Origin of the sequence: Halobellus limi, from assembly GCF_004799685.1 — an archaeon.
GTDB classification, from domain to species: domain Archaea; phylum Halobacteriota; class Halobacteria; order Halobacteriales; family Haloferacaceae; genus Haloquadratum; species Haloquadratum limi.
In genome coordinates this window covers 1658141-1674868 of the sequence record NZ_CP031311.1, presented here as the reverse complement: position 1 = coordinate 1674868, position 16728 = coordinate 1658141, and the positions used below count along the sequence as shown (strand labels likewise).

Annotated in this window: 16 protein-coding genes and 2 pseudogenes; 12 read left to right on the top strand and 6 right to left on the bottom strand. The window is 61.5% G+C overall.

Going from position 1 to position 16728, the window contains the following annotated elements:
* The first annotated feature begins 46 nt into the window (after positions 1-46).
* Both DV707_RS08320 and DV707_RS08315 read left to right on the top strand, forming a co-directional pair.
* Positions 47-2776, top strand: coding sequence for a hypothetical protein (locus DV707_RS08320; protein WP_103992107.1), 2730 nt, complete (start codon positions 47-49; stop codon positions 2774-2776).
* Between the two features lie 846 nt (positions 2777-3622).
* On the top strand, positions 3623-4321 hold the full coding sequence (locus tag DV707_RS08315; RefSeq protein WP_160113935.1) for a DUF429 domain-containing protein: 699 nt from the start codon (positions 3623-3625) through the stop codon (positions 4319-4321).
* Positions 4322-4487: 166 nt separating this feature from the next.
* Here the strand turns inward: DV707_RS08315 and DV707_RS08310 are convergent, their stop codons facing one another.
* A complete protein-coding gene (locus tag DV707_RS08310) occupies positions 4488-5558 on the bottom strand; it encodes a tyrosine-type recombinase/integrase (protein ID WP_103992105.1) in 1071 nt (356 codons plus the stop codon).
* Between the two features lie 356 nt (positions 5559-5914).
* Here DV707_RS08310 and DV707_RS19395 point away from each other — a divergent pair.
* Positions 5915-6010: pseudogene (locus DV707_RS19395) on the top strand (DUF7563 family protein); the annotation flags it as partial.
* A gap of 148 nt (positions 6011-6158) precedes the next feature.
* Here DV707_RS19395 and DV707_RS19315 read toward each other — a convergent pair.
* Positions 6159-6420 (bottom strand): annotated as a pseudogene (locus DV707_RS19315) (site-specific integrase); the annotation flags it as partial.
* Positions 6421-6678: 258 nt separating this feature from the next.
* Here DV707_RS19315 and DV707_RS08295 point away from each other — a divergent pair.
* From DV707_RS08295 to DV707_RS08280, 4 genes are all read left to right on the top strand, one after another.
* On the top strand, positions 6679-6960 hold the full coding sequence (locus DV707_RS08295; protein WP_103992104.1) for a hypothetical protein: 282 nt from the start codon (positions 6679-6681) through the stop codon (positions 6958-6960).
* On the top strand, positions 6957-7334 hold the full coding sequence (locus DV707_RS08290; RefSeq protein ID WP_200820903.1) for a DUF7718 family protein: 378 nt from the start codon (positions 6957-6959) through the stop codon (positions 7332-7334). The genes DV707_RS08295 and DV707_RS08290 overlap by 4 nt, the downstream gene beginning before the upstream one ends.
* Positions 7331-7504 carry a hypothetical protein gene (locus DV707_RS08285; RefSeq protein ID WP_200820902.1) on the top strand — a complete coding sequence of 58 codons (174 nt, stop codon included), beginning with the start codon at positions 7331-7333 and terminating at the stop codon, positions 7502-7504. The genes DV707_RS08290 and DV707_RS08285 overlap by 4 nt, the downstream gene beginning before the upstream one ends.
* Before the next feature lie 147 nt (positions 7505-7651).
* Positions 7652-8656, top strand: a complete 1005-nt coding sequence (locus tag DV707_RS08280; RefSeq protein ID WP_103992102.1) for a Cdc6/Cdc18 family protein — start codon at positions 7652-7654, stop codon at positions 8654-8656.
* Positions 8657-8711: 55 nt separating this feature from the next.
* Here DV707_RS08280 and DV707_RS08275 read toward each other — a convergent pair whose 3' ends face one another.
* On the bottom strand, positions 8712-9167 hold the full coding sequence (locus DV707_RS08275) for a hypothetical protein (RefSeq protein ID WP_103992101.1): 456 nt from the start codon (positions 9165-9167) through the stop codon (positions 8712-8714).
* A complete protein-coding gene (locus DV707_RS08270; RefSeq protein WP_136361830.1) occupies positions 9168-9782 on the bottom strand; it encodes a winged helix-turn-helix domain-containing protein in 615 nt (204 codons plus the stop codon).
* A 139-nt stretch (positions 9783-9921) separates the two neighbouring features.
* On the opposite strand from DV707_RS08270, the gene DV707_RS08265 reads away from it, so the two are divergent.
* Positions 9922-10290, top strand: a complete 369-nt coding sequence (locus DV707_RS08265; RefSeq protein WP_103992100.1) for a hypothetical protein — start codon at positions 9922-9924, stop codon at positions 10288-10290.
* A gap of 298 nt (positions 10291-10588) precedes the next feature.
* Here the strand turns inward: DV707_RS08265 and DV707_RS08260 are convergent, their stop codons facing one another.
* Together DV707_RS08260 and DV707_RS08255 are read right to left on the bottom strand one after the other, a co-directional pair.
* The gene (locus tag DV707_RS08260; RefSeq protein ID WP_103992099.1) at positions 10589-11194 is read right to left on the bottom strand and encodes a class I SAM-dependent methyltransferase; all 606 of its coding nucleotides are present in this window, start codon (positions 11192-11194) and stop codon (positions 10589-10591) included.
* Positions 11195-11263: 69 nt separating this feature from the next.
* Positions 11264-11998: a helix-turn-helix domain-containing protein gene (locus tag DV707_RS08255; RefSeq protein WP_103992098.1), complete on the bottom strand. Its 735-nt coding sequence runs from the start codon at positions 11996-11998 to the stop codon at positions 11264-11266.
* 89 nt (positions 11999-12087) lie between these two features.
* On the opposite strand from DV707_RS08255, the gene DV707_RS08250 reads away from it, so the two are divergent.
* The 4 genes from DV707_RS08250 to DV707_RS08235 all read left to right on the top strand — a co-directional run bounded on the left by DV707_RS08250 (position 12088) and on the right by DV707_RS08235 (position 16728).
* Positions 12088-13206 (top strand): MBL fold metallo-hydrolase, encoded by a 1119-nt coding sequence (locus DV707_RS08250; RefSeq protein WP_103992097.1) that lies wholly within the window; start codon positions 12088-12090, stop codon positions 13204-13206.
* Between the two features lie 3 nt (positions 13207-13209).
* Positions 13210-14502, top strand: coding sequence for an MFS transporter (locus DV707_RS08245; protein WP_103992096.1), 1293 nt, complete (start codon positions 13210-13212; stop codon positions 14500-14502).
* Between the two features lie 196 nt (positions 14503-14698).
* A complete protein-coding gene (locus tag DV707_RS08240; RefSeq protein ID WP_103992095.1) occupies positions 14699-15712 on the top strand; it encodes a thiamine pyrophosphate-dependent dehydrogenase E1 component subunit alpha in 1014 nt (337 codons plus the stop codon).
* Positions 15712-16728 carry an alpha-ketoacid dehydrogenase subunit beta gene (locus tag DV707_RS08235; RefSeq protein WP_103992094.1) on the top strand — a complete coding sequence of 339 codons (1017 nt, stop codon included), beginning with the start codon at positions 15712-15714 and terminating at the stop codon, positions 16726-16728. Before DV707_RS08240 ends, DV707_RS08235 begins: the two co-directional genes overlap by 1 nt.

Here is a 16728-nt window from a genome sequence, read left to right as displayed (position 1 = left end):
GAAACTCACAATCAAAACTATATCCTCGTCGTTCGATGCCTGATTGATGACCGATACCCTGTCTCCTCCGAACAGGGCCGATGTGGAGGGCGTTCTACAGAATTCTTCGGCTGTGGAGGAGATCATCTCATACGGAGACAACTGGATATATGTGACTGGGGACTCCCGATCCCTGCTCTTGTGCTTAGGAGCTGAGGCTCTCGCTCACTCTGGGGGGTTGACAGAAGGTTCAGAGCTTCTGGATCCAGATGACTCCGGAGTAGTGTTCGCCACCGCTCCTATGGTACACGTATTGGGGATTTCGGATTACCACTGCGGTGGGGCCGAACGCCTGTCGTCTGACTCGACCGAGGCCTTTATCGAGGATCTCGGGGAGATGGTCTCCAAGTTGTTGGTTGACGGGTTCGATGATTATCCCGAGTTGACAACGGACGAGCTACCGCTCTTTTTCTCGAATATAATCTCTGATGAGGGCTATCACGAAGGGACGCCAATCAAGGGATCGGGCAGAACTCTAAGAGGACTACCGGTTGCATGGCCGCCGGATGTCGAGGAGGGCATGGTTGACCTGCTGGCGAACTGGCTACTCTTCGATAATCCAAAGGATATCGTCGACCTCTGCTCAGATGGATGGTCCCTCACCCACCGACTCCTTGACTACTGTCATCGGGAAGGTGATGTAGCTTTGCGGCTTGTGGATCTGCCGAGCGAAGGGACGCGTGTGGGAAGACTCGTCTCAGCATACCGCTTTCCGGGACAGCGACGGACCGAGGCAGTAGAGTGTAACCTGAACGACATTCTCAAAGAGCCAGCTGAACAAACCGATTTAGATCAATTTGAAGGCAACCCTGACACGGAAGATACGGCAGCGTCAGCCGTAGTCGCGGGCTTCTGCTCGGGACGGCCTCTCGACGTGAACGAATCACTCAAAGAGCGTGCTTCGGCGTTGAATCTGGGTCTCTCACCGAGACTCAGCCTACCGACGTATCTCACAGCCGAAGGAATTCAGTCGCTTGATGAGGGAGGGCGGGGAGTCTTCGTTCTTCCATTCAGGCAGCTCGCACGACAGTCTTTCCTCCAGTATATCTTTGATCAGGGCCAACTCCACTCGGTACTGTTACTAGACGATCCAGAGGAACCGGGAGAGGGAGCGCGCCGAAGTGTTGAGATTGCGATAGTCTTGTTCGAGAAGGATAGAAGTGACAACGATTCCAAGGCGGTCAGGCTCGTCGAGATGGAGGCACCGGAATTCGACCCACGGCTGAACCGTCTGGTACAAGCACCTATACAGCAGCTTGATTCGAGCGATGCTGCCGACATTACAGGCGTCTCATTTCATCTCGTGAACTCTGCAGACCTCCGGGAGCTGAACCCTCGGCTGGTACTGCGCGAACCCCAAATCGTCCCGTTCCTTCGAGCAGAAGAGACTCGCGAACTCGGAGACATAGTCGACAAGATACAGTATGGCGTCAAATCTGGCGCGAACGACTTCTTCTATCTGAATTCAGAGGAGGTCGACCAATTAGACCTCCCGTCCAAATTCTTGACTCCCGTGCTGAGAGGGCCCCGTGACCCTGTTGATGAGGAAGGCCAGATAGTGACCGCAGGGAGTACCGATTTCTATGCTCTCGATCTGCGTGAATTCCTACAGCAGTTTGACGAAAATCCACCAGAGGAAACGGTACTTCGCGAACTTCGTCGGCAAGGTTTCAGAAGCGTAGCAGACTATATTGAATCCCATAAGGAACTCAGTGAGAGAGCATCGCTTCAGATGCGCGATTACTGGTTCTGCCCGTTCGATTCCTCGATAGACAATCCCCCAGACTTGCTGATAGGGAGGTTTTCAGACGGGACGTGGTATCGTTATCGGGGTGATGGTGCGATCATCGATCAGAGTTGGTATGGCGTGTGGTGCGGAGATACCGACCCCGATTCCCTCATCAGGCTGTTGAGCTCCGAGCCCTACGAGCTACTGATTCAGCACCTCGGACAGCCGATGTCACAGGTCCATTCCCAGTATACCATCCGAGACATCTCCCAACTTCCGATTAATACCGACTCGCTTGATGCTGGTCTGGACGAAATTACGTTTCCACCCGAGCGCCGTCGCGACCAGCGACAGCTGGATCAAGCAGTGGTCAATGGATGTAGTGAGCAAACCGTGAGAGAGGCACTTGCAACATTAATCGAGCCGGACGACCAATTCGCATGGGCGTGGTTTCTCTCCCCGGAAGAGTATGAGGAGTTCCAGAGGCAGTATGAAATAGGGGAGGAAGCGGCTAGAGAGTATGTAGCGGAGCGGCTCAGTGAGAGAGAGATACGGAAAATGCTCACCGAGATCGAGGAAAGCCCACTGCGGATGGAGCGCTGGGAGACGATGGCCGAGCTGGCTGAGGAATATCGAGAGGGTCACTATCGGCTGTTCATGTACGGAGCGACACCACAGTTTGAGGGATTCATCATGGACTGGGCCGAGAATAAGGAGTACCCGATATTCAAGCGAGATGGGAGACCATACGTACAGATTCCCGGGGATACTACTGAAGAAGAGGATCAGGAGATACCGAAAAGCCTCGGAGCGCTAATCGAGGCGTTCATTCCACGCGGATTCGGGGACTTTCTCCAAGACGATATCACGACTCTCAGAAACACAATCACGCACGGTGAAATTATCGAGATGTCGCACGAGCGAGCAGCGATTTGTTTCTTAGCTCTCCATACCTTGGCCCTACAGATCAGAGAAGACAGATTGGGGACCGAGGACTATACCCCTTGATTCAGGGAGGCTCCATCCACCGATGACACGTTCAAGATACTCGCTGACCTTTCATATGGGGCTGTCAGACTGTATTTCCGTCGCAAACGAGGAAGGCTTAGTATTTTCATCAGTCTCCCTCCCGTATGGAGCGGACTGTTGATGGAGAAGCGTGGGTGACGCGGGGATGGACACGCGTACTGAATATGCTGTACGAAACGGATGTGACTCTCGAAATATCTCATATACGCGTATCCGAAGAAGTCTCGGAGAGTGGATACGAGACAGTTCAATCTCTGCCCAGTGACTCTGTACTACTCACAGAGACCGATCTGACCGAAGACCAAGCATCTTCTCGGTGAGGAGTTGGTTCATTTCCTCCGGCCGTTCGACGACGACAGCATCGCCGTCTACAGGCTGACAGAGGAGGGCTTCAGAGTAGCACACGAATTACGACGGACAGAGAAGGAAGACCAGTGGCGTGCAGAGAGTCGGCAAATAAATATCGTACTCACAGTTGCGACGGGATTCTTAGCTGCAACCGCTGTTGGTCAAGCTATCCTCGCGTACTTTAACGAGCAACCACCGACCAATACGTGGTTCGCAATCACGTATGCCACCGTAGTTGTCGTGACGATATTGCTGTTGGTGGCTCGAAGCGGAGGACGGGGGCCGGATATCTGGGGATAACTACGTGGATTCGAACTTGTACGAGTTTGAGTCCCGGAGGAGGTGCTCAACCATTTGGTTGACTACCTTGGCGGAACGCCCGGATATGGCGTGCCCTCAGGTATGGGAAAAGATGCCTTCGTTTTGAAAATGTAGCCGCCTAAATAATCTTATTACGACAGGAAGATGTTGTGGCCTATGGTAACTCATCTTGGCGTCGACGCCTGTTCGGGCGGTTGGTTTGCGACAATCGTGGTGGATGACGATATCGATACAGAATGTTATCCCACCTTCGACGCGCTCTGGGCCACGCATGCGAACGCGGATCGAATCCTCATCGACATCCCGATCGGCCTGCCTGATGAGGGGACCCGGGTATGTGATGAGGAAGCGCGGACGCTTCTCGGGTGTCGTGGCAGTTCGGTTTTCGATACGCTCTGTCGGCCACTCCTCAACGTGGCGGATTACGACGAAGCGAACGCGACGTACCGAGAACTAGCTGGGAAAGGGCTCTCTCAGCAGGCGTGGCACCTCCGCGAGAAGATTGAGCAAGTAGACACGGTAGTACGGCAAGATGAGAGAGCGGAAACCACACTCCGAGAGAGTCACCCGGAACTCTGTTTTTATGCTCTGAACGATGGGAATCCGGTCGCGTATAGCAAGAAGAGCGAGCGGGGGCGAGAGAAACGACTGGCCATTCTCGAATCGGAGCTTGCTGACGCAGAGGGTGTGTATGATGATTCAATGGATCGGTTCCTCAGGAAACACGTCGGTCGTGACGATATTCTTGACGCTTGTGCGCTTGCAGTCGCCGCTCGAAATGGATCACTAACCCACATCCCTGAGGCGTCGAACAGGGGTGACCCGTGGATGCGAATCTACTATCCAAATTGGTAGTCCGGTGCCTATTGGCTCTTAACTCTCTGATTGAGGTACTCTACCTCTGAATATGTCCCTGCCTCTTTCAATCTCCGCAAGAACTGTTGGTTACTGAGGACATCAAGAGGGCGAAAATAATGAGGGATGGATGCTGTTCGCCTGTTCGGAACCTTCGTGCCAACCCCTATAGGTCGTCGTAGTACCTCCGGCGTTGCTCCATTTTTCCTTGCTTCGTCCGTTCGTCGTAGTGCTTCTCGATCACACTCGGACTCACGTCGAACCGATCCGCGACAACGTCAATTGGTACGTCGTTCGCTCGCCAGTGCGTCATCACCGCTCGCCGCCACGGATGGGGGGACATACTCGACGGACATCCATAAGCGAAGTTGACCATCCGAGCGGATTCGCAGTTATCCGGTTCCAAGTCGTGCGGACACTCTTCCCCATATTCACACGGTCGTGTGAGCGCGTAGCTGATGTCTCGTAGCGTCTGTGTCGATGAACGCTTGCTTGCTCGTGGCTTTACCACGAGGGGTTTGCGGCCATACTCATCTTCGACATCGGGGCGCTGGTACTCGATGTAGTCGTTGAGAATCTCGACGCTGTGGTCTTTGAGAGCGACCAGTCGCTCGGAGTCTTTTCCGTTCTTCAGTGGGGTGTCAGTCTTCGGCCGGTGGTGGGTCTCGATGTGTGGGCCAACACGTGTTCCGTCAGGTAGGTCCATTGGTTCTGGCTGGAAGTCCTTCAGGTCGAGGCTACGAACGGCACCGACGCGGAATCCGCATTCGTGAAGCAGGTGTGCGAACACGTGCTCGAAGCTCGCAAACTGAAAGCGGTTGAGTCGCTCCAGAATCTTCTCTTGGGTCTCGTAGGGCACTACGTCGTGGTTGGCGTCGTCTTCGGAGAGGGTTGGACTCGTGACCGCCATATGAGTGTCTCTGGGGACACCTTCGATACTCTCGCAGAATCGCATGAATTTGCGTAGCGTGTCCATATTGTTCTTCAGAGTCGACCTTGCGAGAGAGCCTGCCTTGCTCCTCTTGGTTCGCCAAACTTTGAACGAGCGAAGATCTCGACCAGTGATGTCGTTGAGGTTGTCGAGTTCCTGTTCGTCGCACCAGTCGAGGAAGTGGTTTAGGCGGTGGCGGTGAGCACGGACTGTGCCGGCGGCCGCTCCATCGGTTTCCCGGTTGTTCAGATACAATTCGACTGCGTCTGATGGTTCGAGGGGTTCGAGTGTGTTCTGTGTTACCATGGTCTGGTCATCGAATGGCAACGAGCAGAGAACAGGGCGCGCGTTTGATCGCTCGCAGATGCCCACCGGCTTCGCTATGCGGGTTCAAATCGCGACGAATCCCGAGCCTGCGAGGGTTCGGAGCTGCGGGTCGGGCTACGAGTGAGCGTGCGAACGAGTAGCACGGTCCAACCTGCAGCGCCCATAGTCTAACAACGCGAATCGACACTAACCCGAATCCGTTCGTAGGGGCTCTTCTCCACGGTTTCGATCGTTCCAGAGATTCGAGAGTGGCGCTCTCAGCGGAGCCAATCCCGTCACGATACGCGGGCCCGCGCCGTCGGGCGATCGGTTTCGAAAACTCGGGGTGGTAGTCGATGATGGATCTCACGAGGAGTTCTGCAGAGGATCCATCTCCGTGTCGCCATTGTGGAGCCCACGTTAGCCGGGACTTCGCCGGGACCTTCGGCGACGGGGACAGTCAGATCCACCGCTGTCTCGTCTGCGACAGCCGCGCCCGGTTCCAGAAGGGCTCCGGTGCTGGCCAGTCCGTCCGTTATCCCGACCCCTGCCGCTCGTCGAGATCAAGGGCGCGTTCCGGCTCACTGACGACCACTGACGTTCACCCGAGACTTCTTCGACGACGTCGGGCGTCGGCGCGCTCAGATACGGCTCGATCGCCTGGAACGAGTCCCACCCCCACCCGTCGGCCTGCATCACCACTCGCGGGTTCACCTGCTCGTCGACGAGGAGCCGCTGGGCGAATCGTCGCCGGAGATCGTGCGGACTGACGTGGCGGAAATCCTCGTCACCCGTCTGTTCGGCCGCGCTCGGCCGTGCATTTGACCACATCGCGAACGTCCCGCTCGGAGAGGCCGATGAGCGACCCATCCCATATGAACAGAAACAGCTCCTCGGCCGGCAATCGAATCGGTGAAAATCGCTGCCGGTCACACGTCGACGAAAACCGATCCCACGAATTGCACAAGCGGATCGACTCGGCTTGGGCGAAAGTCAGCGGGGAAGGAGTGCCTCTGGCATTCGGCGTCACGCGTTTCTCACGTGAGTTTATAAAAAAGCCCATCGAGCGCGGTGCTCAGTCGGTCGAGATCGACGCCGATTCGAGGGGGTTGTGCAAGAAATGAGAATCGAATCCGCCGACGAACGACAGCGTCTCTGGGAGAACCTCCTCGAAGCGACCGGCGAGAACGCCAAGTCGAAGGCCCTCGACGACGCCGCGCGGTACTACTGCCGAATGCGCGGCGACGTCGCCGGCTACGGGAACGGGAAGATCGAGGAGCTGCTCCGCGCTGCCGACAACCGTGGGTCGCTCACGGCATCGGAGATCGCCGAGATCCTCGACGCCAGGGAACTCCCGATCGAACATCATACAGTTCTCGAAATCGGTGGTTCGGATACGTGACAGACGACGAACCCAGAGACTACGACCGGGTGTACGAGCGCGACCTCCCAGGTCCGCTTCGGGAGCGGATCTGCAGGGACACCGACAGCGGCGACGTCACACGCTTCGTCGTGCAACTGGAGTATTTCCACGACGGCGAGTGGCAGACGGTCGTTCGCTACGATCACGACCCCGAGAGCGACTTCGGCCACGACGTCGCCGAGGAAGGCCTCCACATCGATATCTACCGCGACGGCAGGAAGTTCCGGAGCGAGTTCGTCACGCCGCCGCTCCCGCCCGCCGTCGCTCTCGATCACGCCGAAGACCATTTAGCCAAGAACCTCCAACGATTTACCGAGAGATTTGAACAATGGCACGGGATCAGCAACCGATGACCGACGCCGAGATCGCCGAGGCGAAAGAGCAGATCCAGGAACTCCGCGAGGAAGTCCGTGAGGATCTCGCCGAGGACCTCGGCGGCGAGCCGGACGACTATCACTCCGAACGGTACTTCCGCGATCTCGGCGGCGACGCCGGCGAAGCCGTCCCCGACGGCGGCGAGTGATTTCGTCCCCGCGACGCTATTCTCCAGTTTCTGCTTTCGAACGCTGAACCGACCGATTCAACACGAACCGAACTCGTTCACGGTGGTTCGATTACTTTCACTCCGGACGGCTCGCCTACAAGTCGACGAATCCAGTAGCGGGAAGTGATGATCCGTGACGCCCGTGCGCTCCGCGACGAGTTCGTTCCCCAAGAACTCCAGCATCGGAACAACGAGATCGACCTCATTTCGTCCTGTCTCCGGCCGATCGAGGATAATCTTAGCGGCGAACACACGCTGATCACCGGGCCATCGGGAGCTGGGAAGACGACGCTCGCGAAGTACGTCTGCCAGCAGCTCGAACGCCAGACGCTCGACATCCGGATCGGCTACGTGAACTGCCTCTCGGCGAACACCTCCACGGGCGTCTTGCACACGCTACTCCGGGACGCTCGAATCGGTCGGGATCTCAGCCGTGAATCGACGCCGCGGAGCCGGTATTTCGACCGGATTCGCGACTCCGACTACCAGCTCGTCTTCATCCTCGACGAGATCGACGTCCTCGACGACTACGGACCACTGCTGTCGCTGTACGATCAGCCGAACGTGACGCTCGCGATGATCTGCATCGACGAGGACGCATTCCTCTCGAACGTCGATATGCGCGTTCAATCGCGCGTTCGTGCCGCGACGTCGGTCCGGCTGAAGAAATACCACGACGAGCAGATCGTCGACATCGTCACGGGACGAGCGGAGGCCGGACTCGCCCCGGGAGTGCTGGACGAAGGCACGTGCGGGACGATCGCCGATCTCGCCGCCGGCGACGCCCGAGTGGCGATCGCGCTGCTCCGCTGGGCTGCGGAGCGAGCGGAGCAAGAAGGACTCGATCACCTCAGCCCGGGCCTCGTCGAGGCCGTCAGCGACTCCGCGACCACGGAGGTCCACGACCGGAACGTCGAGTTGCTCTCGACGCACCAGCGACTCCTCTACGAGATCGTCTCGGAGGCCGGCGAGATCGGAGCGAGTGAACTGCATCGCAAGTACGAGGAACAAGCGTCGTCGCCGAAGTCCCGACCGACGCGGCGGCGGTATCTGGACTCGCTGGAACGTTACGGATTGATCGAGCAGCAGGGCTCGACGCGGGGTTCGAGGTACCAGGCGGCGAAGCCGTAGGTCGTCGGGTACTGTTGCTGTTTTGTTCTATATCCCTTCAGTTCCTTCCGATCCGCTACGGTGGGTTTTCGGCCTCGTTCAAAAGCGTGAGCGAGCCCGTCTCGTACGCGCGACGCCAGAGGCTATGCACCGCTCGCGCAACGACCGTCGGTTCAGTGGCGACGATGCAGGACGGCTCGGGATCGCTCGAACGAGCCTCAGGCGGTGCGTGGAAGTGCTTGTCCGGAGCGTTCGGTTTCGGGTGGTAGTCGAACCGGAAGTTCACTCCCCGTTCGTCCGTGTAGTGGAAGCTGTAGTAGCCCCGCTGGAACCACCGGACGTCGAATCGACACCAGTCGGCGTCTCCGATCCCGTCGGCAAACCGTATCTCCAGAGTCGTGGGATCCAGTCGGCTGTCGAAGCCGGCGTCGTCGACGAGGCCGTCGACGCTGCGGAACACCTCTCGAATCTGTTCCAGTGCGACGTCGTCTAACGGTCCGACGTTCCCCTCGATGTCCGTTTCAGGAGCCATCTACGCGGTCGACTGGGTCGAATCGCCGCCCAGTGCGCCCCGCTCTTCGACGGTGGATCCCGTCTCTGACGTCCGGGCGGCCGCCGAGCGGCTATCGTCCGGGTCGAAGTCGTAGAGAGACAGCGCCGCCTGCGCGATATCGAGGCTCTGCTCGACCTGTTGCCAGCGGGCGACGTCCTCCCAGCCGTCCTCGCCCGGTTCGAGATCGAGCGTGAGCTCGTCGACGTCGGCGACGTCGTACCGCTCGCGGAACTCCTGGAGCTCCGCTTTCAGGTCGCGAATCGCCTCTCGGATCTCGGCCTTCGTGTGTTCCCGGTGGATGTCGGCGATACGGCGCATCGCCAGCATCTGCGGGGCTCGCATATACCGCGTTCCGGCGTCGGAGGTGAAGGTTTTCACCCGGCCGGTCTCGGCGAGGGCGGAGAGGTGTTTGCGCGCGGTCGGCTCGCTCACCCGGGCCCGCTCGGCGATCTGGCTCGCGGTCTGGGGCTCCGTGGTCACGTCGATGATCTGGCGAACGCGCTCGAACGTCGTCGTATCGGCTTTCCAGTCCTCGACGGCGGCCTCGTTGACGTCTCCCTGCCAGCGAGTCTTGGGGGCTCCGGTATCGGTCATACGGGCTGAGAGACTTCCCAGGGACAAAATGCTTTCCTCCAAAAAACCAATTTTTCTCTCATCGGGAAACTTCGAACTCCGATCCGCTTTCGTTCACGACCCCCACAGCGGTTTATCCGGATGCCTCGTAGTCGGCTCTATGTCTCGTAGCACCCACGACGGTTCGCTCGAACCGAGAGCGCAGTTCGTCCTCGACCTCACGGCGCACGGCTTCGATCTCGATGAGACGACGCCCCGGCGGGTCGCCGTCGATCTCGTCCGGGACAGCCGCTCCTTCGCTCTGGACGTCGGGACCGAATCCGACGGGTTCCGCGTCGCGCTGCGTCTCGATCCGGAGAGCGGCCGACTGGAACCGGCGCGCGTCTATCGGGGCACCGCATTGATCGCGAGCAGCGAGGCGGAGACACTGCCCGGGATCGATCAGCTGGACGAGTGGCTGCGGTTCGTGATCGAGCACGCGACGGAGGACGCGGACGTTCGGACAGCGGCGCGGTCTCGGGTTCGGTAGCTCGGTCCATCCCCTCGAACGGATCTGGTTTCGCTGTCGGCGGTCGTCGTGACCGTCGTTGTTTCACAGGCTTTCTGTCGGGTCAAAGGCGGATTCGATCAGGTTCAGTCGTCGACCATCGAGAGATCGCGGGCGTCGCCGAGGGGTTCTTTTGCCGCCGGGTGTTCTCAGGCGGCGTTTCCGGGCTGAATACGGAGGGTTCGTCGAACTCCTCCGCCTCGAAAAGCGGAGGCGGGTCCGGACCGGACGGGGCAGTCGGACAGTTCGTGCTCACAGAACCCGGGCAAGGACATCGTGGTCACGCAATCGGAGTCCCGACCACCGCCGAGATCGCGGCTTTCGACGGGTCTGTGCTCTCGAAGACCCGCTCGTCGGAGATACCCAAGAAGAACTCCTGTTTTCCCTCGACGTATTCCAGAATCGTGTCCGCCACCGCCGCGGAATCCCGGTGGACCATCCGCTGGAAGTACGATCCCTCCCGCTGAAGATTCGATCGAACGTACTCCGAGCGCGTGTTCAACACGAGCGCGACGAGGGTTCCGTCGGAGTCGAGGACGCGAGTCGCTTCCGCGAGTACGGCGCCGATGTCGGGGATGAACTCGAGCGTCGAGACGAAGACGATGGCATCGACCGACGCCGTCGCGATGGGGAGCGCGGTCGCATCGCCGAGAACGAACGGTGCAGAAACTCGGTTCCGCGCCGTTCGGATCATCGTCTCCGAGCGGTCGACCCCGATCATTTCGCGATCGGGAAAGCGCTCCTCCAGCGAGCCGATGCCGCATCCAACGTCGAGAGTTCGGTCGTCGGTAGAGAGGTGCCGTTTCACGTACGCGGCCTCACGGTCCAGGACCGCCGTCCCGAACTCGCTCTCACAGAACCGAACGAAACTGTCGACGTCGCTCATACAGTGTTCGTACCTCCGTCTCGGGTCGTGACTCGCTCGTCCGCCGTCGCTATCGACATCGGCGGCTGTCTAGTCGGCCGCCCGTTCGGCCTGTCGCGTCTCTTCTACTCGCAACGGGTCAGACGTCGAGGTCGCAGTGACCAGCCGCAGGAACTGTCCCGCGTTCGTGAGGAGTTTGTTCTCCGCCTTCCGGAGGTGCTCTTCGTACGTCGAGCGAGCGACGGCCGTCTTCCCGGCCAGTTCCCGCAGCGACGTCTTCCGGGGCCGCTCGTAGTAGCCGCTCTCCAGCGCCAACTGGAGCGCTGCGAGCTGCCGGTCGGTGAGGTTCTCGAACAGCTGATTGGCCGGTGCCAGCATACTGTGGGGGACCTGCGTCTCCGAGATCGAGGTTTTCGACAGCAGCTCGATCTCCCTGTCAGCCCGCAGGTCGCCCAGCAGCTCCCGGATGTCCTCACCGTCGAACGCGACGACCGTGTAGTGCTCCCAACCCTGGCGGTAGATGGTCGGCGACTGGTACAGACAGTTGTGCTCCTCGAAGCGGTCGATAACGGACTCTTCGAGCGAACAGAGACACGACTGCGTGACGACGTGATACCCGTCGTCGTCCTCCGATTCGTGCAGAACGGTCCCCAGGTGATTGATCTCTTCGAGCAGCTCCTCGGTCGGCGTCGTCTCGGAGGTGATCTCGAGCACCTGGCAGTCGCTCAGCGGCCACTCGCGGATCGTCAAGTCCGGGTGTCGTTCCGAGATCTCCCGGTAGGGACACTCGTGTTTGACCCGGATCGAGGCCTCGTAGAGACTCATACGAGCGACTTCGGTCTGTTCAGAATTAACGGTACCGGTCATGTCCGGCAGGGCCTATAAGCGGGTACGTCCGCTATCCGGGAACACCGATGCAGGAGATAACGCCGGACGAACTCGGAGAACAATTGCGCGACGGTGACGACGGGCCGCTCGTTCTCGACGTTCGCCACGAAGCGGAGTTCGAGGACTGGCACATCCCGGACAGCATCAACGTCGACGTCTACGACGAACTAACCGACGACCCCGAACGGGCCAAGGAAGCCCTGTCGGACCTCCCCCGTGAGGAGCGGATCGTCACGGTCTGTGCCGCAGGCGTCGTCGCTCAAACCGCGACAGAAGTTCTCGGAGAGTTGGGGTACGACGCGGTGACGCTCACCGACGGAATGAACGGCTGGAGCCGCGTCCACCGGCACGCGGAGGTGCCGGCCGAACTCGATGGCGACAGCGCCATCGTCCAGGTCGCGCGACCCGGAAAGGGCTGTCTCTCACACGTCCTCGTCTCCGAGGGCGAGGCCGCCGTCTTCGATCCGTCGCACTATCTCGACGAGTACGAGGCGATCCTCGAGGAGCGCGACGCCGAACTCGTCGGCGTCTTCGACACGCACGCCCACGCCGACCACGTCTCGGGCGGTGCGGAACTGGCTGCCGGACACGGCGTCCCGTACTACCTTCACCCGAGGGACGCGCTCGCGATGGACGCGACACCCGTCGAAGACGGACAGACGGTGACTGTCGGCGGCCTCGACGTCGACGTCGTCCACACGCCCGGGCACAGCGAGGGCAGCGTCTCGTTCGACGTCGACGGCGCGGCGCTGCTCACGGGCGATACGCTCTTTCACGAGAGCGTGGGACGCGTCGAGCTCGGCGTCGAAGCGGGGATCGAAGACGCCGACGTCGAGGGGAACGCGGCGACGCTCTATGAGAGCCTCCGGCGGTTGCTGGACCGGCCGGACGACGCCCTCGTGTTACCGTCCCACGACCCCGGCTCGCCCGAACCGCCGGTGAGCGCGACCCTCGGCGAAGTCAGAGAGCGGAACGAGGACCTCAGTCGGGACCGCGAGGAGTTCATCGAGACGCTCGCCTCGGACGTTCCGGACCATCCGCCGAACTTCGAGCGCGTCAAGCGCACGAACGTCGGGCGGGAAGACGTCCCCGACGACGAACTGGCCGAGTTGGAACTGGGCCCGAACAACTGCGCGGCCGAGTGATCGATGAGCACGACAACGGAACTCAAACAGGGAATCCGCGAACACAAGGGCCAGTTCGCGCTGCACGTCCTCTTAGTGTTCGCGACCGGACTGACCATCGGCTCCGAACGCGCCGTCGTCCCCGTCCTCGGGCGCGACGTCCTCGGCGTCGAATCGCTGTTCGTCATCGGCTCGTTCGTCGTCTCGTTCGGGTTCGTCAAGGCGCTTCTCAACCTCTACGCCGGCAAGTGGGGCGGCGAGTACGGCCGCAAGCCGGTGCTCGTCCTCGGCTGGGCGACGGCGCTCCCGCTCCCGGTCATCCTCATCTTCGCGCCGAGTTGGGGCTGGATCACCGTCGGCAACGTGCTGTTGGGAATCAACCAGGCACTGACCTGGAGTATGGCGATCAACGCCAAGATCGACCTCGCGGGTCCCGACCAACGCGGCCTCGCGGTCGGGATCGACGAGGCGTTCGGCTACTCGGGGGTCGCGGTCGGCGCCTGGGTCACAGGCGTCATCGCCGGCCGGTGGAGCCTCCGACCCGAGCCGTTCTACTTCCTCGCCGTCGTCGTCGTGCTGGCGTTCCTCGTCTCGATCTTCCTGATCGAGGAGACGGTCCAGTACGCCAGAGTGGAGGTCGACGACGAGGACCACCACGACGCGAACCTGCCGTTCGTCGAGGTGCTGAAGCGCGCGACGTACGGGGACCGGACCCTGTTCGCCGCGGCGCAGGCCGGTCACATCGAGAAGTTCGTCGACACGCTGTACTGGCTGGCCGTCCCGCTGTATCTCACGAGTCGGGGGCTCGGGATCGCCGCGGTCGGGTTCATTGTCGGCGTTCACAGCGCGATGTACTTCCTCCAGGTCGCGACCGGCGGCCTCGCGGACCGCATCGGGCGCCGGCCGCCCGTCGTCGCGGGAATGTTCCTCACCGCCGGGAGCGTCCTCGGGATGGTCCTCGTCGACGGGTACCTCCCGTGGGCCGTGCTCTCCGGTGTGTCCGGCCTCGGAATGGCGCTGCTCTATCCGAACCTGATGACGGTCCCGGGCGACGCGGCCCATCCGACGTGGCGCGCGACCGGGATGGGCGTCTACCGGATGTGGCGCGACTCCGGCTACGGGGTCGGCGCGATCCTGATCGGCCTCTCGATGGAGTTCGCGAGCGTCGAAGCCGCGTTCTACCTCACCGCCCTCCTGATGTTCCTCTCCGGCGCGGTCGTGTACGTCTGGATGGAGGAGACGCACCCGGAGTTCGGGACACACGAACCGCCCGCACCGGCCGACCGACCATCGGCACGGTCGGTCACCGAGGACTGACCCGAAGTCGGGGAGAACGCCCACGACTGCAGTCGTGCGAGGACGCCACCGGGGCTCGCTCGCCGTCCGGTCCGGAGGGTTGGGCTCGACGTTCGACGGCCCTCGGAGAGGTCCGCCCTCCCCTATCCTTAATTATAATACCTGCTGAACTGTTGTTTCGGTTATGCCAGGAGTCAGCAGGACCGTCCTAACCGAGATGTACGAGAACATAGTGACCGCTCGCCACTACGAGGAGCGGTTGCAGGAGGAGTACCTCGAGGGCAAACAGCCCGCCTTCGACATCTCCGCCGGACCGATCCCCGGCGAACTGCACCTCGCCGCCGGGCAGGAGGCGGCGGCCGCGGGGGTCTGTCAGCACCTCCGCGACGACGACACGGTGACTGCGACGCACCGGCCCCACCACGTCGCGATCGCGAAGGGCGTCGACCTCGAACGGATGACGGCCGAAATCTTCGGCCGGCAGACCGGGCTGGGAAAGGGGAAGGGCGGACACATGCACCTCTTCGATCCCGAGGTCCACTTCGCGTGCAGCGGGATCATCGCGGAGGGCTGTCCGCCGGCCGCCGGCGCGGGCCTCGCGGCGAAGAAGCGCAACGAGGACAGCGTCGCCGTGGCGTACCTCGGCGAGGGCGCGATCGATCAGGGCGCGTTCCTGGAGTCGCTGAACTTCGCGGCGGTCTTCGACCTGCCGGTCGTGTTCGTCATCGAGGACAACGACTGGGCGATCAGTATGCCCAAAGAGCGCGTGACCGACGTCGAGAACGGCGCGAAACGCGCCGACGGGTTCGAGATGCCGGGCGCTCGCGTCGACGCCGACGACGCCGTCGAGATCTACGAGGTCGCCGGCGAGGCGATCGGCCGCGCCCGCGACCGCAACGGCCCGACGGTCCTCGAAGTGCAGGTGCACCGCCGGATGGGCCACTTTATGGGCGATCCCCAGACGTACCGCCCGGAAGAGGACCAGGAGGCGGCCGCCGAGCGCGACTCCATCGAGCGACTGGAGCGTGACCTCCGGAACCACGGCGTCGACGACGAGAGGATCGAGGAGATCCGCGAGGCGGCGCACGAGCGCGTCGAGGCGGCGATCGAGTGGGCCAAAGAGCAGCCGAAACCGGACCCGTCCGACGCCCACGAGGATATATTCGTGAACCCACCGAGCGGCGTGACGGACAGCGAACCCGACTTCGAGTTCGCAGGGGGTGACGACTGATGTCCGAGAACAGCGCGGAGACCCGGGAACTGACGATGAGCAGAGCGATGGTGTCGGCCATCGCCCACGAGATGCGGGAGAACGACGAGGTGTTCTACATGGGCGAAGACGTCGCCGACTACGGCGGCATCTTCGACTCCACGGAGGGCCTCCGCGAGGAGTTCGGCTACGACCGGGTGATGGACGTCCCGATCAGCGAGACGGCCTATCTCGGTGCCGCCGTGGGTGCCGCCCAGGAGGGGATGCGCCCCATCGCGGAACTGATGTTCGTCGACTTCTTCGGCGTCGCGATGGACCAGATCTACAACCAGATGGCCAAGAACACCTACATGAGCGGCGGCAACGTCTCCGTGCCGATGGTGCTGACCGCCGCCGTCGGCGGCACCTACAACGACGCCGCCCAGCACTCCCAGACGCTTTACGGGACGTTCGCTCATATTCCGGGGCTGAAGATCGTCGTCCCCTCGACGGCCTACGAGGCGAAGGGGCTGATGCACAACGCCATCCGCGACGACGACCCGGTCCTCTACATGTTCCACAAGCGCCTGATGGGAATCGGCTGGCTCCCCGCCCCGGACGGCCCGAAGACGCCCGTCCCCGAGACGGACTACACGATCCCGTTCGGCAGCGCCGACGTCAAGCGCACCGGCGACGACGTCACGATCGTCACGCTCGGCCTGCACGTCCACCGGGCGCTGGAAGCCGCCGAGGGGCTGGCCGCCGACGGGATCGACGCCGAGGTCGTCGACCTGCGGTCGCTCGTCCCGCTCGACACCGACACCGTCGTCGAGTCGGTCGAGAAGACGGGCAACCTCGTCGTCGTCGACGAGGACTACCGCTCCTACGGCGTGACCGGCGAGATCGTCGCCAGCGTCGCCGACGAGGCGCTCGCCGCGCTCGATTCGGTCGAGCGGGTCGCGCTCCCGGACGTGCCGATCCCGTACTCGCGCCCGATGGAGAACGAGGTCGTGCCCGACGTCGACGACATCGCCGCGGCCGTGCGGAGGACCCAGTGA

Excerpts from the sequence above, each read along its gene's own strand:
- DV707_RS08320 (WP_103992107.1), top strand. The coding sequence starts at position 47 with ATGACCGATACCCTGTCTCCTCCGAACAGGGCCGATGTGGAGGGCGTT.
- DV707_RS08315 (WP_160113935.1), top strand. The coding sequence starts at position 3,623 with ATGGTAACTCATCTTGGCGTCGACGCCTGTTCGGGCGGTTGGTTTGCG.
- DV707_RS08310 (WP_103992105.1), bottom strand. The coding sequence starts at position 5,558 with ATGGTAACACAGAACACACTCGAACCCCTCGAACCATCAGACGCAGTC.
- DV707_RS08295 (WP_103992104.1), top strand. The coding sequence starts at position 6,679 with ATGAGAATCGAATCCGCCGACGAACGACAGCGTCTCTGGGAGAACCTC.
- DV707_RS08285 (WP_200820902.1), top strand. The coding sequence starts at position 7,331 with ATGACCGACGCCGAGATCGCCGAGGCGAAAGAGCAGATCCAGGAACTC.
- DV707_RS08280 (WP_103992102.1), top strand. The coding sequence starts at position 7,652 with ATGATCCGTGACGCCCGTGCGCTCCGCGACGAGTTCGTTCCCCAAGAA.
- DV707_RS08275 (WP_103992101.1), bottom strand. The coding sequence starts at position 9,167 with ATGGCTCCTGAAACGGACATCGAGGGGAACGTCGGACCGTTAGACGAC.
- DV707_RS08270 (WP_136361830.1), bottom strand. The coding sequence starts at position 9,782 with ATGACCGATACCGGAGCCCCCAAGACTCGCTGGCAGGGAGACGTCAAC.
- DV707_RS08265 (WP_103992100.1), top strand. The coding sequence starts at position 9,922 with ATGTCTCGTAGCACCCACGACGGTTCGCTCGAACCGAGAGCGCAGTTC.
- DV707_RS08260 (WP_103992099.1), bottom strand. The coding sequence starts at position 11,194 with ATGAGCGACGTCGACAGTTTCGTTCGGTTCTGTGAGAGCGAGTTCGGG.
- DV707_RS08255 (WP_103992098.1), bottom strand. The coding sequence starts at position 11,998 with ATGAGTCTCTACGAGGCCTCGATCCGGGTCAAACACGAGTGTCCCTAC.
- DV707_RS08250 (WP_103992097.1), top strand. The coding sequence starts at position 12,088 with ATGCAGGAGATAACGCCGGACGAACTCGGAGAACAATTGCGCGACGGT.
- DV707_RS08245 (WP_103992096.1), top strand. The coding sequence starts at position 13,210 with ATGAGCACGACAACGGAACTCAAACAGGGAATCCGCGAACACAAGGGC.
- DV707_RS08240 (WP_103992095.1), top strand. The coding sequence starts at position 14,699 with ATGTACGAGAACATAGTGACCGCTCGCCACTACGAGGAGCGGTTGCAG.
- DV707_RS08235 (WP_103992094.1), top strand. The coding sequence starts at position 15,712 with ATGTCCGAGAACAGCGCGGAGACCCGGGAACTGACGATGAGCAGAGCG.